Origin of the sequence: Streptomyces sp. SudanB5_2050, from assembly GCF_964272335.1 — a bacterium.
GTDB classification, from domain to species: domain Bacteria; phylum Actinomycetota; class Actinomycetes; order Streptomycetales; family Streptomycetaceae; genus Streptomyces; species Streptomyces rochei.
In genome coordinates this window covers 5,444,472-5,458,552 of the sequence record NZ_OZ186760.1, presented here as the reverse complement: position 1 = coordinate 5,458,552, position 14,081 = coordinate 5,444,472, and the positions used below count along the sequence as shown (strand labels likewise).

Genomic DNA, 14,081 nt, shown 5'->3' with positions numbered 1-14,081 from the left:
AGCTGGGCACGGCAGGCGCACACCTCAACAGTAGGCCGCGGAAGGCTTCCAGGGGCACCGGTCGCCGACGGTTGCCCGAATGCGACCCGGCCACCCGTATGCATCTGGTATGCGCCGAACGGGTGGCCTTCAACCGCTATTCCTCGGCCGAAAGCGCGACTTCGGCCGCGGCTTCGGGTCCCTGTTCGAGCAGAACGGTGAAACCGTCCTCGTTCAGAACCGGCACCTTCAGTTGCATCGCCTTGTCGTACTTCGATCCCGGGTTGTCACCGACCACGACGAACGAGGTCTTCTTGGAGACCGATCCGGTCACCTTGGCGCCCCTGCTCTGCAGGGCGTCCTTGGCTCCGTCCCGGGTGAAGTTCTCCAGGGTGCCGGTGACGACGACGGTGAGTCCTTCGAGCGGGCGCGGCCCCTCGTCCTCGCCGGTCGCCTGCTCCTCCAGCGGCACTCCGGCCGCCTTCCACTTGCGGACGATCTCGCGGTGCCAGTCCTCGGCGAACCACTCCTTGACGGCGGCGGCGATGGTGTCGCCCACTCCCTCCGCGAGCGCCAGCTCCTTCTCGGTGGCCTGCTCGATCCGGTCGATGGAGCGGAACTCCCGGGCCAGCGCCTGGGCGGCGACCGGTCCCACGTACCGGATGGAGAGGCCGTTGATGAAGCGGGCCAGCGGGCGGGTCTTGGCCTCCTCGATGTGCTTCAGCAGGGCGAGGGTGTTCTTCTTGGGCTCGCCCTCCTTGTTGGCGAAGACCGTGGCGATCTTCTCCTCACCCGTCTTGGGGTCGCGCTTGGGCAGCCCGCTGTCCGGGTCGAGGACGTACGCCCTGATGGGCAGGAGCTTCTCGACGGTGAGGTCGAAGAGGTCGCCCTCGTCCACCAGCGGCGGGTCGGACGGCTCCAGCGGCCCGGTCAGCGCGGCCGCGACGACGCCGCCGAAGTGCTCGATGTCCAGGCACTCCCGGCCGGCGAGGTAGGCGACGCGCTCGCGCAACTGGGCCGGGCAGGTGCGGGCGTTGGGGCAGCGGAGGTCGATGTCGCCCTCCTTCATGGCCCGCAGCGGCGTCCCGCACTCGGGGCACTCGGCCGGCATCACGAACTCCCGCTCGCTGCCGTCGCGCAGGTCGGCGACCGGGCCGAGGATCTCCGGGATGACGTCACCGGCCTTGCGCAGCACCACGGTGTCCCCGATGAGGACGCCCTTGGCCTTGACGACCTCCTGGTTGTGCAGGGTGGCGAACTCCACCTCGCTGCCGGCCACGGTGACCGGCTCGACCTGCGCGTACGGGGTGACGCGGCCGGTGCGGCCGACGCCGACCTTGATGTCGACGAGCTTGGTGTTGACCTCCTCCGGCGCGTACTTGTACGCGATGGCCCAGCGCGGCGCCCGGGCCGTGGAGCCGAGCCGCCCCTGGAGGCGGATCTCGTCGAGCTTGACGACCACACCGTCGATCTCGTGGGCCACCGAGTGCCGGTTCTCGCCGTAGTACGCGATGAACTCCCGTACGCCGTCGAGGCCGTCGACCACCCTGTTGTGTGGGGAGGTGGGCAGGCCCCAGGTCTTGAGCAGGTCGTACGCCTCGGAGAGGCGGGTCATGCCCTTCCCCCGGTACCCCTCCAGGACGCCGATGCCGTGGACCACCATGTGCAGCGGGCGGGTGGCGGTGACGCGCGGGTCCTTCTGGCGCAGCGAACCGGCCGCCGCGTTGCGCGGGTTGGCGAAGGGCTTGTCCCCCGCCTCGTTCAACCGGGCGTTGAGCTCCTGGAACTTCTCCATCGGGAAGTAGACCTCACCGCGGATCTCCACCAGGTCGGGGACCTCGTCGCCCTTCAGGCGGTCCGGGATCTCGGCGATGGTACGGACGTTGGGGGTGATGTCCTCGCCGGTGCGGCCGTCGCCGCGGGTGGCGGCACGGACCAGGCGGCCGCGCTCGTAGGTGAGGTTGACGGCGAGGCCGTCGACCTTCAGCTCGCACAGGAAGTGGTACTGCTGCTCGCCCAGCTCCTTGGCGATGCGCTCGGTCCAGGCGGCCATCTCCTCGTCGTTGAAGGTGTTGTCGAGGGAGAGCATGCGGGAGCGGTGCTCGACGGCCGTGAACTCCGTCTCGTAGGACCCGGCGACCTTCTGCGTCGGGGAGTCCGGGGTGCGCAGCTCCGGGTACTCCTCCTCCAGCTCCTCCAGGGTGCGCAGCAGCCGGTCGAAGTCGGCGTCGCTGACGACCGGGGCGTCGTTCACGTAGTACCGGAAGCGGTGCTCCTCGATCTGCTCAGCGAGCTGCACGTGCTTCTCGCGCGCCTCGGCGGGCACGTTCGTCGTCTCCGCTTGCTTGTCGCCGGCCACCGTGTGGTCCTCCCGTTACTCTGGGTTGTCCGCGAGGGATCTCGCCGCCCGGGCGCAGTGGGCGAGGGCCCGGCGGGCGTACTCGGGGGACGCGCCCGCGAGTCCGCACGACGGGGTGACCGTGACCGCCTCCGCGAGAAGCCCCGGAGACAGCCCCAGCCTGCGCCACAGCGTCCTGACACCCATGACGCTACCGGCAGGGTCTGACAATGCGGTGTCCGTGCCCGGGACGACACCGGCGAACAGCCGGGTGCCGCCCTCGACCGCCTCACCGATCGCCTCGTCGTCACGCTCGGTGAGGAGCGAGAAGTCGAAGGAGACACCCGTGACGCCCGCGCGCCGCAGCAGGGCGAAGGGCACGTCGGGGGCGCAGGAGTGCACGACGACCGGGCCGTCGGCGTGGACGGCGGCGAGGTCGCGCAGGGCGGACTCGACGACCTGGCGGTCGACGGCGCGGTGGGTGCGGTAGCCGCTGGCGGTGCGCACCTGACCGCGCAGTACGGCGGTCAGGGACGGCTCGTCGAGCTGGAGGGCGATCCGGGCGCCGGGGACGCGGTGCCGCACCTCGGCCAGGTGGAGGCGCAGGCCCTCGGCGAGCGAGGCGGCGAGGTCGCGGCAGGCGCCGGCGTCGGAGAGGACCGCCTCGCCGTTGCGGAGCTCCAGGGCGGCGGCGAGCGTCCAGGGGCCGACGGCCTGGACCTTGAGCGGGCCCTCGTAGCCCTGGGTGAACTCCTCCAGCGCGTCGAGGTCCTCACCGAGCCAGGAGCGGGCCCGTTTGGTGTCCCGGCCCGGGCGGTCGCCGAGGCGCCAGCCGCTGGGTTCCACGCGCGCGTACAGCTCGACGAGCATCCCGGCGGTGCGGCCGATCATGTCGGCGCCGGGGCCGCGGGCGGGCAGCTCGGGGAGGAAGGGGAAGTCCTCGAAGGTGCCGGTGCTTGTCTTCACGGCCTCGCGGGCGTCCTGGCCGGGCAGGGAGCCGATGCCGGTGGCGGGGCCGAAGCGGGGGTTGTCGTTCACGGGGGAAGCGTACGCAGGTCTCCGACGGTGGGGCGGGGGTGGTCGCGCCGGTGGCGCCGGGGTGGTCGCCCCGGTGGGGCGGGCGGGGATTCACCCCCGCCGCCCCTTCCCGTCACGGGGCTGAATCAACCGGTGCCTACCGCCCCGGGCGCACCGTCAGGTCGTTGACCTCCGCGTCCCTCGGGAGGTCCAGGGCCATGAGGATCGTCGTGGCGACCGACTCGGGGTCGATCCACGCGGCCGGGTCGTACTCCTTGCCCTCCTGCCGGTGGACCTTGGCCTGCATGGGGCTGGCGGTGCGGCCCGGGTAGACCGAGGTGACGCGGACGCCGTTGGCGTGCTCCTCGTGGCGGAGGGAGTCGGCGAGGGCCTTCAGGCCGTGCTTGGAGGCCGCGTACGCGGACCAGCCGGCGTGGGCGTTGAGACCGGAGCCGGAGTTCACGAAGAGGACGTGGCCCTGGGCGACGCGGAGCTGGGGCAGGAAGAGGCGGGTCAGCTCGGCGGGGGCGATCAGGTTGACGTTGAGCTGGTTGCGCCAGGTCTTCGGGGTGAGGTCGCCGACCGGGCCGAGGTCGACGACGCCCGCGATGTGCAGCAGCGAGTCCACGCGGTCGGGCAGCGTCTGGTGGGAGAAGGCCCAGGAGAGCTTGTCCGGGTCCGCCAGGTCGCCGACGAGCGTCTTGGCGCCGGGGAGCGCGGCCGCCAGTTCCTTCGCGCGGCCCGCGTCGCGCGCGTGCAGCACGACCTCGTCGCCGCGTTCGTGCAGGCGGCGGGCGACGGCCGCGCCGATGCCGGAGCCGGCTCCGGTGATCACATGTGTAGCCATGCCCGCCATGCTCGCATCACCGGTGGCTCATTCGATGCCCTGGCTCTCCTCCAGGTAGGCGAGCGCGCCGACCGGCTCCTCGGCGAAGAAGACCAGCTCGGTGAGGGGGCGGGGCAGGAAGCCCTCGTCCTCCATGCGGCGGAACTGCTCCTTGAGGCCGTCGTAGAAGCCCGCCGTGTTGAGCAGGACGACCGGCTTGTCGGTGTGCCCGTGCTTCTTCAGCTCCAGGATCTCGGTGGCCTCGTCCAGCGTGCCGGTGCCGCCCACCATGATGACCACGGCGTCGGCCTTCTCCAGCAGCAACCGCTTGCGCTCGGCGAGGTCCCGGGCGATCACCATCTCGTCGGCGCCCTCGCGGGCCTTGGCCGCCAGGAAGTCGACCGAGACGCCGAGCAGACGTCCCCCGGCCTCCTGCACGCCGTCGGCGACGACCTTCATCAGGCCGACGTCGGAGCCGCCCCAGACGAGGGTGTGACCGCCCTTGCCCAGCAGTTCGGCGAACTCCCGCGCGGGGCGCGTGTAGCGCTCGTCGAGGTCGGCGGCGGAGAGGAAGACGCAGATGTTCATGGCCTCCACCGTACGGCCCGGCCCGGAGGGGAAGAACCCGGCCTCCGGGCACGCTGTAGTGACGGACACCACTGCCACCAGGAGGACGACGTGACCAAGGGACTCAAGGGACTCAAGGGACACCGCATCACCGTCGAGCCGAGCGAGCGGCATGTGCGCGTGGTGCGCGGCGACCGGGTGCTGGCGGAGAGCGACGCGGCGCTGGTGCTGCACGAGACGGGCTGTCCCGACCGGTACTACATCCCGGCCGGGGACGTGCGGCTGGACCTGCTGACGCCGTCCGGCACGACCACCCACTGCCCCTTCAAGGGGGACGCGTCCTACTGGTCGCTGCCCGGGGCGCCGGACCTGGTCTGGGCGTACCCGGACCCGAAGCCCGAGGTGGCGGAGATCAAGGATCACCTCTGTTTCTACGACGTCGAGGTGTCCTGAACGATCGGACGCGTGCCGTGCGGCAGTCTGCACAGGCATGGAGACAACGACTGTTTCACGTGACGGCACCCGGATCGCCTACACGCGCTCGGGGCGGGGACCGACGGTCGTGCTCGTCAGCGGCGCCCTGTCGACGGGCGGCACGATGGCGCCGCTGTCCGCCGCGCTGGCGGACCGTTTCGACGTCACCGTGTACGACCGCCGGGGACGCGGCGAGAGCGGAGACACGGCGCCCTACGCGGTGGAGCGGGAGGTCGAGGACCTGGCGGCGCTGATCGACGCGCTGGGCGGCGAGGCGTCGCTGTTCGGCGTGTCGTCGGGCGGCGCCCTGGCGCTGCGGGCCGCGGCGAGCGGGCTGCCGGTGCGCCGGGTCGCCGTGTACGAGGTGCCGTACGCCATGGACGACGCCACCGCGCGGGCCGGCGCGGAGTACCGGGAGCGGCTGACCGAGGCGCTCGGGCAGGGCCGGCACGGGGACGCGGTGGAGCTGTTCCTGCGACTGGCCGGACTGGGCGAGGAGATGATCCAGGGCGCCCGCCGGTCGCCGATGTGGGCCGGGATGGAGTCGGTGGCCCCGAGCCTGGCGTACGACGACGCGGTGATGGGCGACAACCGGGTGCCGCGGTCCGAGATCGCCTCGATCGCCTGTCCCCTGCTGGCCCTCGCGGGCGGCGCGAGCGACCGTTGGTGGCACGAGGCCGCCCGCGCGATCGCGGACGCGGCCCCCGACGGGAGCTATCGCATCGTCGAGGGGCAGACCCACATGGTGGAGCCGGGCGTGCTGGCGCCGGTGCTGACCGAGTTCTTCACGCGCTGACCAACGACCGGGTGACCGGGGAAGGCGGGTCGCCTCCCCTCGGTCTCAGGCGGCGCCCGCCGTCGCGCGCGTGGTGGACGCGATGGTCGCCGACCCCACCACCCGCGTGCCGTCGTACAGCACGATCGCCTGGCCGGGGGCGACGCCGCGCACCGGCTCGGTGAACGTCACCTCCAGGGTCCCGTCGACCAGTTCGGCGCGGACCTCGGTCTCGCCGCCGTGGGCGCGCAGCTGCGCGGTGTAGGTGCCGGGGCCGGTCGGGGCGGCACCGCACCAGCGGGGCTTGATCGCGCGCAGGGCGTCCACGTCCAGGGCCTCGGCCGGGCCGACGGTGACGGTGTTGGTCACCGGGGAGATGTCCAGGACGTAGCGCGGCTTGCCGTCGGGGGCCGGGGTGCCGATCCTCAGGCCCTTGCGCTGGCCGATGGTGTAGCCGTAGGCCCCCTCGTGGGTGCCGAGCCGGTTGCCCGCCTCGTCGACGATGTCGCCCTCCGCCTTGCCCAGACGGTCGGCGAGGAAGCCCTGGGTGTCGCCGTCGGCGATGAAGCAGATGTCGTGCGAGTCGGGCTTCTTGGCCACCGCGAGGCCCCGGCGCTCGGCCTCGGCGCGGATCTCGTCCTTGGTGGTGACCGTGTCGCCGAGCGGGAACATCGCGTGGGCCAGCTGCCGGTCGTCGAGGACGCCGAGGACGTAGCTCTGGTCCTTGGCCATGTCGGAGGCGCGGTGCAGCTCGCGGGTGCCGTCCTCGCGGAGGATCACCTGGGCGTAGTGGCCGGTGCAGACGGCGTCGAAGCCGAGCGCGAGGGCCTTGTCGAGCAGGGCGGCGAACTTGATCTTCTCGTTGCAGCGCAGGCACGGGTTCGGGGTGCGGCCGGCCTCGTACTCGGCGACGAAGTCCTCGACCACGTCCTCCCGGAAGCGGTCGGCGAGGTCCCACACGTAGAAGGGGATGCCGATGACGTCCGCGGCGCGGCGGGCGTCCCGCGAGTCCTCGATGGTGCAGCAGCCCCGGGCGCCGGTGCGGAAGGACTGCGGGTTCGCGGAGAGCGCGAGGTGGACGCCGGTCACGTCGTGCCCCGCCTCGGCGGCGCGGGCGGCGGCGACGGCGGAGTCGACGCCGCCCGACATGGCGGCGAGGACGCGGAGGGGACGGGTGCGCTGCGGGGTGTCAGTCATAACCCCTCCAGAGTACGGGGAGGCGGGAACCGGAGCGCGCGAGTATGCGTTCACGCTCACATGGGGGCGAAGCACGAATCCACAGGCGCGGCCGGCGGCGGGTCCCAGGACGGGGACCGGCGCATCGGCCGCCGGGCGCTGCTCGTCGGCGGCACCGCCGCGGCGGTGGGCACCGCCGTGCTGGCGCGCGAGGAGCTGGCGCGCCTGTGGTGGCGGGTGCCGGGGGTGGAGCGGCCCCGCCAGGAGGGCGCGGTCGACTACGCGGCGGCCCGCTGGGTGGCGGCCTCGGACGAGAACTGGCGGCGGGCGGACCGGCCCGACGACTTCGGCGTCGACATGGTGATCGTCCATGTCACCCAGGGCAGCTTCGCGAGCGCGGTGAGGGCGTTCCAGGACCCGTCGCACCGGGCGGCCACGCACTACATCGTGGGGCAGGACGGCCGGGTCACCCAGATGATCCGCGAGCTGGACGTGGCGTACCACGCGGGCAACCGCGACTACAACGAGCGCAGTGTCGGCATCGAGCACGAGGGGTTCGTGGACCGCCCGCAGGACTTCACCGACGCGATGTACGCCGCCTCCGCGCGGCTGACGGCGGGGATCTGCGCGCGGTACGACATACCGCTGGACCGCGAGCACATCATCGGGCACGTGGAGGTCCCGGGCACCGACCACACCGATCCGGGGCCGCACTGGGACTGGGACCGGTACATGGAGCTGGTGCGGCGGGCGGCGACGAGCGCCCCCTCCCCCGGCGCCTCGAAGAGCGCCTGACCCCGGCGTCGGCTAGCTGAGCCCCGCCGCCCGCGCCCGCTCCACCGCCGGGCCGATGGCCTTGGCGAGGGCCTCGACGTCAGCCTCGGTGGAGGTGTGGCCGAGGGAGAAGCGCAGGGTGCCGCGGGCCAGGTCGGGATCGGTGCCGGTGGCCAGCAGGACGTGGCTGGGCTGGGCGACGCCCGCGGTGCAGGCGGAGCCGGTGGAGCACTCGATGCCCTGGGCGTCGAGCAGGAGGAGCAGGGAGTCGCCCTCGCAGCCCGGGAAGGTGAAGTGGGCGTTGGCGGGCAGGCGGCCTTCCGGGGCCGGGTCGCCGCCGAGGATCGCGTCCGGCACCGCCGCGCGGACCGCGTCGACGAGGGCGTCGCGCAGGGCGCCGATCTCCCGGGCGAACCACTCGCGCTGCCCGGCGGCGAGGCGGCCGGCGACCGCGAAGGAGGCGATGGCGGGGACGTCGAGGGTGCCGGAGCGGACGTGGCGTTCCTGGCCGCCGCCGTGCAGGACCGGTACGGGGCTGTACTCACGGCCGAGCAGCAGCGCGCCGATGCCGTAGGGGCCGCCGATCTTGTGGCCGGAAACCGTCATCGCGGCGAGCCCGGAGGCGGCGAAGTCGACCGGGAGCTGACCGATCGCCTGGACCGCGTCGGCGTGCAGCGGCACCTCGAACTCGGCGGCCACGTCGGCGAGTTCACGGACCGGCATGATCGTGCCGATCTCGTTGTTGGCCCACATGACGGTGGCCAGGGCCACGTCGCCGGGGTCGCGGGCGATGGCCTCGCGCAGCGCCTCGGGGTGGACGCGTCCGTGGGCGTCGACCGGCAGGTACTCGACGGTCGCGCCCTCGTGCTCGCCGAGCCAGTGGACGGCGTCGAGGACGGCGTGGTGCTCGACGGGGCTGGCCAGGACCCGGGTGCGGGCCGGGTCGGCGTCCCGGCGGGCCCAGTACAGGCCCTTGACGGCGAGGTTGTCCGCCTCGGTGCCGCCGGCGGTGAGGACCACCTCGCTGGGCCGGGCGCCGAGGGCCTCGGCGAGCGTCTCGCGGGCCTCCTCGACGGTGCGCCGTGCGCGGCGGCCGGACGCGTGGAGGGAGGAGGCGTTGCCGGTGGCGCTCAGGTGCGCGGTGAGTGCCTCGACCGCCTCGGGGAGCATCGGGGTGGTCGCGGCGTGGTCGAGGTAAGCCATGGTGAGCCCGATTCTACGGGGCGCTCCCGCCCGGCCTCAGACCAAGGTTGGCCTCGTCGCCGAGTCGCCGGGACGCGGTGGTGCGGTGGCTCACAGGCTCCAGGACATCGTGTTGTCCGCGGACATGAACGCCGCCAGGACGACCAGGTCGGCGACGCCCAGACCGAGTCCGAGCAGGGCCCGGCCCCGGCGGGCGGTGCCCCGCCACAGGGCCAGGCTCGCCAGGACGATGGCGATCGGGCCCAGGACGACGTTGAGGACGAGCAGGCCGAGCAGTCCGAGGACGAAGGAGGCGACGGCCATGCCGTCGGTGTCCCGGATGCCGGTTCGGCGGCCGGCCGGTGCGGTGAGCTGCATGGTGTTCTCCCTGCCGTGCGTCGGTGGACCGTGCGTCAGTGGGCGGAGGTGCTCCGTCGGCGGCCGTGCCGTTCGCGGATCGCGAAGACGCCGAGCCATACGGCGATGACGAGGCCGGTGGCGACGGAGAAGGTCAGCGGCGCGTGGGCGACGGTGCCCAGGACCACGCCGAGGAGCAGGAGTGCGGCGACGAGAAACAGCATGGAGCGGATCCCCCAACCTTCGGTGAACGCTTGTAGTTACACTTGTTCACTGACTTCCCAGTCTAGCGCGCTCCACGACTTTTCAATTACAGAGAACAGTTGTTAACTGCATGGCATGAGTCACACCTCCGGCGTTCGCCAGGCCCAGAAGCAGAAGACCCGGCAGGCCCTGCTGGACGCGGCGCTCGTTCTGCTGGAGGACCAGAGCCTGAGCAGTCTGGGACTGCGGGAGGTCACCCGCGCGGTGGGCGTCGCGCCGACCGCCTTCTACCGACACTTCCGCTCCACGGCGGACCTGGGCGTGGCGCTGGTCGAGGAGGCGCTGGGAAGCCTGCACCCGATGATCCGGGCCACCGTGGCACCGGACGAGGACAGCGCGGAACGCATCGCGCGGGCGGTGGAGTTGATCGCCGGTCATGTGGCCGCCCACCCGGCGCACGTGCGTTTCGTCGCACGGGAACGGCACGGCGGGGTGCGGCCGGTGCGGGACGCCATACGGGAGCAACTGGCCCGCTTCGCCGGGGAGGTGAAGGACGAACTGGTCAAGGACCCGGTGTCGCGCGGCTGGAGCGAGGCCGACCTGCTGATGCTCGCGGGTCTGTACGTGGACCAGATGCTGGCCACGGCCTCGCTGTTCCTGGAGACGCTGGAGGTTCCGGGGGCGCCGGAGGAGGAGCGCCGGCGCGCGGCGGAGACCGCGGCGCGTCAGATGCGGCTGATCAGCGTCGGCCGCCGGCACTGGCTGGACTGAGGGGCGCCGGCGTCTCCGCCGGCGCCCCTCCGCCGGGCAGGGCCCCGGTCAGCCGAGGCGGACCCGGGCGAGCTGGCGGGACTGGGCGACCAGGCGGTCGGCGCTGTCCCAGACCTCGGCGTCCTCCTCCAGGAAGCCGCCGGCGAGGTTGCGGGTGGTGATGGCGACGCGCAGGGGCCCGGGGGCCGGACGGCATCGCACGTGCACGGTCAGCTCGACCGTCGGCACCCAGCCCTTCAGCCCCAGCTCGAAGGCGGTCGGCGGCAGCGCGTCCACCGCGAGGAGCAGCGAGAGGGGATCGGCGTCCCGGCCGTCGGCGAGCCCGAACCAGGCCCGCATCTCGCCCCGGCCGGAGGGCTGCCCGAGCGCCCAACCCAGGGTGGCGGGGTCCAGCTTGAGCATCAGGCGGTCGGCGATGGCCGAGCTGCCGTCGACGGGGGCGGGGCCGTCCTCGGCCCCGAAGCACTGGTCCATCGGCGGGAGCGCGGGCGGCTTCGCGGAGGTGCGGACGTCGTCGGGCAGCGCGTCCAGATCGCCGTAGGAGGCGAGGACGCGGATGCGCTCGATCTCGTTGCCCTCGTCGTCGTACTGGAAGAGGGACGCCTGGCCGGTGGAGAGGGTGCGGCCGGTCCGGACGGTCTCGGTGCGCACGACCGCAGGGCCGGGCCGGGACGCGGTGAGGTAGTGCGCGGAGATGGTGAAGGGGTCGCCGTGCGGAAGGGCGTCCCCCAGCGCACGGCCCAGGACGGCCAGCAGATAGCCGCCGTTGACGGCGCTGATGATCGTCCAGCCGGCCGAGAGGTCGATGTCGTAGACGCCGGGGGCGCGCCGGGTGAGGGCGGTGTCCCGGTCGAACTCGCTGTCGCCGATGGTGGCCCGCGTGGCCGCTGCGGAGGCTGCTTCTGGCATGGCTGTACGGTACAACACGCAATTACTAAGCGGTAGCTTTTCTCCAGGTCTCAGGAACGCTCCCGCAGGTACGCCTCCAGTTCGGCGGCGCCCGCGAGCATCGCCCGTCCTCGGGCCGCGACCCGGTCGTGCCACTCCCGCAGGGCGGCCTCCAGCGACTCCAGGGAGCCCGCCCCGCGCACCTGGTCGATCACCGGCGCGATCTGCTCCAGCGGGTACCCGCCCCGCCGGAGCTGGTGGACCAGACGGGCGTCCCGCACCTCGGCCTCGCCGTAGACCCGGTAGCCGGTCAGCGGGTCGCGGTGCGGGCGGACCAGTCCGGCCTGCTCCCACTTGCGCAGCGTCGCGGGCCGGACGCCCAGCTCCCGTGCCAGCGGCCCGATGAACACGCCGCCCCGGCCGGGCCCCCGCGCCCTCGTTCCGGACGCCAGGTCGCGCACGGCTCGCTCGACCGCCCCCAGCGTCTGCCGGTCGGTGAGCAGCTGGGCGTGGCTCTCGTCGATGATCCGGAACGCCTCGCCGCACGCGTCCCGGTTCACGGCCCGCATGACCGAGGCCGCGGTCCGGTGCCCGTGGCCCGGCACCAGGGCCAGGAAGGCGGCGAGGGCCCGCGCGTGCAGCGGGGTGTAGCGGCGGTAGCCGCCGGCGGTGCGGTCGGCGGCCGGGAGGATGCCGGACTCCTCGTAGTTGCGGACGGCCTGGGTGGACAGACCGTGCCCGCGCGCCAGATCGACCGGCCTCAGGTGTCCGTCGCTTTGAGGGTTTTCCGTCCTTGCGGCCATGGGACCAGGAGGTTATCGCGGCCAGGTTTACACCGAAAGTTCAACGATAGCGTTGAAGGTATGCCAATCGACATCAAGGACACCGCCCGTGCCGTCGGGGCGGCCGCCCTCATGGAGCTGCTGCCGGCCCGCCCCCGGGTGCTCGCACTGGGCGAGCCGACCCACGGCGAGGACTCCCTGCTCGAGGTGCGCAACGAACTGTTCCGGCGACTGGTCGAGGAGGAGGGCTACCGGACGATCGCGCTGGAGAGCGACTGCCTGGCCGGACTGGTCGTCGACGACTACGTCTCCCAAGGGACGGGCACCCTCGACGAGGTCATGGAGCGCGGCTTCAGTCACGGGTTCGGCGCCTCGGCGGCCAACCGGGCCCTCGTACGCTGGATGCGCGCCCACAACGAGGGCCGGCCCGCCTGCGAGCAGGTGCGCTTCGCCGGCTTCGACGGCCCGCTGGAGATCACCCACGCCGCGAGCCCCCGGCAGGCCCTCACCGCCCTCCACGGGGCCCTCGCCGCCCGGGGCGACGCGGACCTCCTCCCCTGCACCGCCGACGACCTCGACCGGCTCCTCGGCACCGACGACCGGTGGACGGACCCCGCGGCGATGACGGACCCGGCCCGGTCCGCCGGCCGGTCGGCCGAGGCCCGCGAGCTGCGCCTGCTCGCCGACGACCTGGTGTCGCTGCTCGACGAGCAGACGCCCCGGCTCCTCGCGTCGGACTCGCGGGACGCCTGGGAGCGCCTGCGCCTGTACGGCCGTACCGCCACCGGCCTGCTGCGCTACCACCACTGGATGGCCGACCCCTCGCCGGCCCGGATGAACCGGCTGCTGGGCCTGCGGGACCGGATGATGGCCGGCAACCTCCTCGCCCTGGCCCGCCGCGGACCGGTGCTGGTGCACGCCCAGAACGCGCATCTCCAGCGGGAGAAGAGCAGCATGCGCATGTGGCAGGGGCCGGTGGAGTGGTGGAGCGCCGGCGCACTGGTGAGCGCCCGGCTCGGCAGCGAGTACGCCTTCGTGGCCACGGCCCTCGGCACGATCCGGCACCGGGGGGTGGGCACACCGCCGCCCGGGACCCTCGAAGGGCTCCTGCACGCCCTCCCGGACGACCGCTGCCTCGTCGACGCCGCGTCGCTGGCCGCCGCCCTCGGCGACACACCACCCGCTCCGCGCGAGTCCCCGTGGTTCGGCTACGCCTCGCTCGACCCGCGGCACCTGCCCGCGATCGACGCGGTGGTGTTCGTCAGGGACGTCCCCGAGCGGTAGCGCCCTCGGTCCCCTCGACCACCGTCGACCGCCGGTTCCAGGCGCGCGGGGCCCGCCAGTGGAAGCGCAGGGCGAGCAGGCGCAGGACGAAGGCGGTGACCACCGCGAGGCCGCTGGTCACCGGGGTGAGGGCCTCGTAGCGGATGCACACGGCGACCATGGCGGCGCCGACGATCGCCGGGACGGCGTACAGGTCGCGGTCCCAGCGCAGCAGCGAGGGCACCTCGTTGGCGAGCACGTCCCGCAGGACGCCGCCGCCGACCGCGGTGGCCAGGCCCAGGCAGGCGGAGGCGGTCAGCCCCAGTCCGTAGTCGTACGCCTTGGTGGTGCCGGCGACGCAGAACAGGCCGAGGCCGGCCGCGTCGAAGACGTTCACGCCGGTCTGCAGGCGCTCCACGTGGGGGTGGAGGAAGAAGACCAGCGCCGTGGCGAACAGCGGGGTCACGAAGTACCCGAGGTCCGTGAAGGCCGCGGGCGGCACGGCCCCGATGACGAGGTCCCGGAACAGCCCCCCGCCCAGCGCGGTGACCTCGGCGAGGACGGCGATGCCGAAGACGTCGAAGTTCTTGCGTACGGCCAGCAGCGCGCCGGAGATGGCGAAGACGAAGATGCCGACCAGGTCGAGCGTGTGCTGGACGGTGGGGGTGAAGAGTTGCTCGTACACCCTGCCATTCTCACCTGCCGCTG

The 14,081-nt window shown here is 72.9% G+C and carries 16 protein-coding genes; 5 read left to right on the top strand and 11 right to left on the bottom strand.

Features of this window, described 5'->3' with window-relative positions:
- Positions 1-136: 136 nt before the first annotated feature.
- From ligA to ACFZP7_RS24445, 4 genes are all read right to left on the bottom strand, one after another.
- Positions 137-2,338: an NAD-dependent DNA ligase LigA gene (ligA, locus tag ACFZP7_RS24460; protein WP_127434415.1), complete on the bottom strand. Its 2,202-nt coding sequence runs from the start codon at positions 2,336-2,338 to the stop codon at positions 137-139.
- 15 nt (positions 2,339-2,353) lie between these two features.
- A complete protein-coding gene (locus tag ACFZP7_RS24455) occupies positions 2,354-3,355 on the bottom strand; it encodes a methionine synthase (RefSeq protein WP_385635717.1) in 1,002 nt (333 codons plus the stop codon).
- A 136-nt stretch (positions 3,356-3,491) separates the two neighbouring features.
- The gene (locus ACFZP7_RS24450; protein WP_029394293.1) at positions 3,492-4,181 is read right to left on the bottom strand and encodes an SDR family oxidoreductase; all 690 of its coding nucleotides are present in this window, start codon (positions 4,179-4,181) and stop codon (positions 3,492-3,494) included.
- A gap of 27 nt (positions 4,182-4,208) precedes the next feature.
- On the bottom strand, positions 4,209-4,748 hold the full coding sequence (locus tag ACFZP7_RS24445; RefSeq protein ID WP_019329748.1) for a TIGR00730 family Rossman fold protein: 540 nt from the start codon (positions 4,746-4,748) through the stop codon (positions 4,209-4,211).
- A gap of 90 nt (positions 4,749-4,838) precedes the next feature.
- On the opposite strand from ACFZP7_RS24445, the gene ACFZP7_RS24440 reads away from it, so the two are divergent.
- Together ACFZP7_RS24440 and ACFZP7_RS24435 are read left to right on the top strand one after the other, a co-directional pair.
- On the top strand, positions 4,839-5,180 hold the full coding sequence (locus ACFZP7_RS24440) for a DUF427 domain-containing protein (protein WP_385635714.1): 342 nt from the start codon (positions 4,839-4,841) through the stop codon (positions 5,178-5,180).
- 37 nt (positions 5,181-5,217) lie between these two features.
- A complete protein-coding gene (locus tag ACFZP7_RS24435; protein ID WP_385635712.1) occupies positions 5,218-5,997 on the top strand; it encodes an alpha/beta fold hydrolase in 780 nt (259 codons plus the stop codon).
- 45 nt (positions 5,998-6,042) lie between these two features.
- Here ACFZP7_RS24435 and mnmA read toward each other — a convergent pair whose 3' ends face one another.
- Positions 6,043-7,173, bottom strand: coding sequence for a tRNA 2-thiouridine(34) synthase MnmA (gene mnmA, locus ACFZP7_RS24430; RefSeq protein WP_019329745.1), 1,131 nt, complete (start codon positions 7,171-7,173; stop codon positions 6,043-6,045).
- A gap of 60 nt (positions 7,174-7,233) precedes the next feature.
- Here mnmA and ACFZP7_RS24425 point away from each other — a divergent pair, with 60 nt between their 5' ends.
- Positions 7,234-7,947, top strand: coding sequence for an N-acetylmuramoyl-L-alanine amidase (locus ACFZP7_RS24425; protein ID WP_385635708.1), 714 nt, complete (start codon positions 7,234-7,236; stop codon positions 7,945-7,947).
- A 12-nt stretch (positions 7,948-7,959) separates the two neighbouring features.
- On the opposite strand, the gene ACFZP7_RS24420 is transcribed toward ACFZP7_RS24425, so the two are convergent.
- From ACFZP7_RS24420 to ACFZP7_RS24410, 3 genes are all read right to left on the bottom strand, one after another.
- Positions 7,960-9,129: a cysteine desulfurase family protein gene (locus ACFZP7_RS24420; RefSeq protein WP_019329743.1), complete on the bottom strand. Its 1,170-nt coding sequence runs from the start codon at positions 9,127-9,129 to the stop codon at positions 7,960-7,962.
- Between the two features lie 90 nt (positions 9,130-9,219).
- The gene (locus tag ACFZP7_RS24415) at positions 9,220-9,486 is read right to left on the bottom strand and encodes a hypothetical protein (RefSeq protein ID WP_019329742.1); all 267 of its coding nucleotides are present in this window, start codon (positions 9,484-9,486) and stop codon (positions 9,220-9,222) included.
- A gap of 35 nt (positions 9,487-9,521) precedes the next feature.
- On the bottom strand, positions 9,522-9,689 hold the full coding sequence (locus ACFZP7_RS24410; protein ID WP_031020026.1) for a hypothetical protein: 168 nt from the start codon (positions 9,687-9,689) through the stop codon (positions 9,522-9,524).
- A 115-nt stretch (positions 9,690-9,804) separates the two neighbouring features.
- On the opposite strand from ACFZP7_RS24410, the gene ACFZP7_RS24405 reads away from it, so the two are divergent.
- Entirely contained in the window at positions 9,805-10,440 is a 636-nt protein-coding gene (locus tag ACFZP7_RS24405; RefSeq protein WP_385635705.1) for a TetR family transcriptional regulator, read from the top strand.
- A gap of 48 nt (positions 10,441-10,488) precedes the next feature.
- Here ACFZP7_RS24405 and ACFZP7_RS24400 read toward each other — a convergent pair whose 3' ends face one another.
- The gene (locus ACFZP7_RS24400) at positions 10,489-11,349 is read right to left on the bottom strand and encodes a thioesterase family protein (protein WP_125538460.1); all 861 of its coding nucleotides are present in this window, start codon (positions 11,347-11,349) and stop codon (positions 10,489-10,491) included.
- A 50-nt stretch (positions 11,350-11,399) separates the two neighbouring features.
- Positions 11,400-12,131, bottom strand: a complete 732-nt coding sequence (locus tag ACFZP7_RS24395) for a TioE family transcriptional regulator (protein ID WP_355161339.1) — start codon at positions 12,129-12,131, stop codon at positions 11,400-11,402.
- A gap of 60 nt (positions 12,132-12,191) precedes the next feature.
- On the opposite strand from ACFZP7_RS24395, the gene ACFZP7_RS24390 reads away from it, so the two are divergent.
- Positions 12,192-13,394 carry an erythromycin esterase family protein gene (locus ACFZP7_RS24390; protein ID WP_385635701.1) on the top strand — a complete coding sequence of 401 codons (1,203 nt, stop codon included), beginning with the start codon at positions 12,192-12,194 and terminating at the stop codon, positions 13,392-13,394.
- Here ACFZP7_RS24390 and ACFZP7_RS24385 read toward each other — a convergent pair.
- Positions 13,372-14,058, bottom strand: coding sequence for a trimeric intracellular cation channel family protein (locus tag ACFZP7_RS24385; RefSeq protein ID WP_019329736.1), 687 nt, complete (start codon positions 14,056-14,058; stop codon positions 13,372-13,374). The two genes, ACFZP7_RS24390 and ACFZP7_RS24385, sit on opposite strands and share 23 nt — an antisense overlap.
- Between the last annotated feature and the right edge of the window lie 23 nt (positions 14,059-14,081).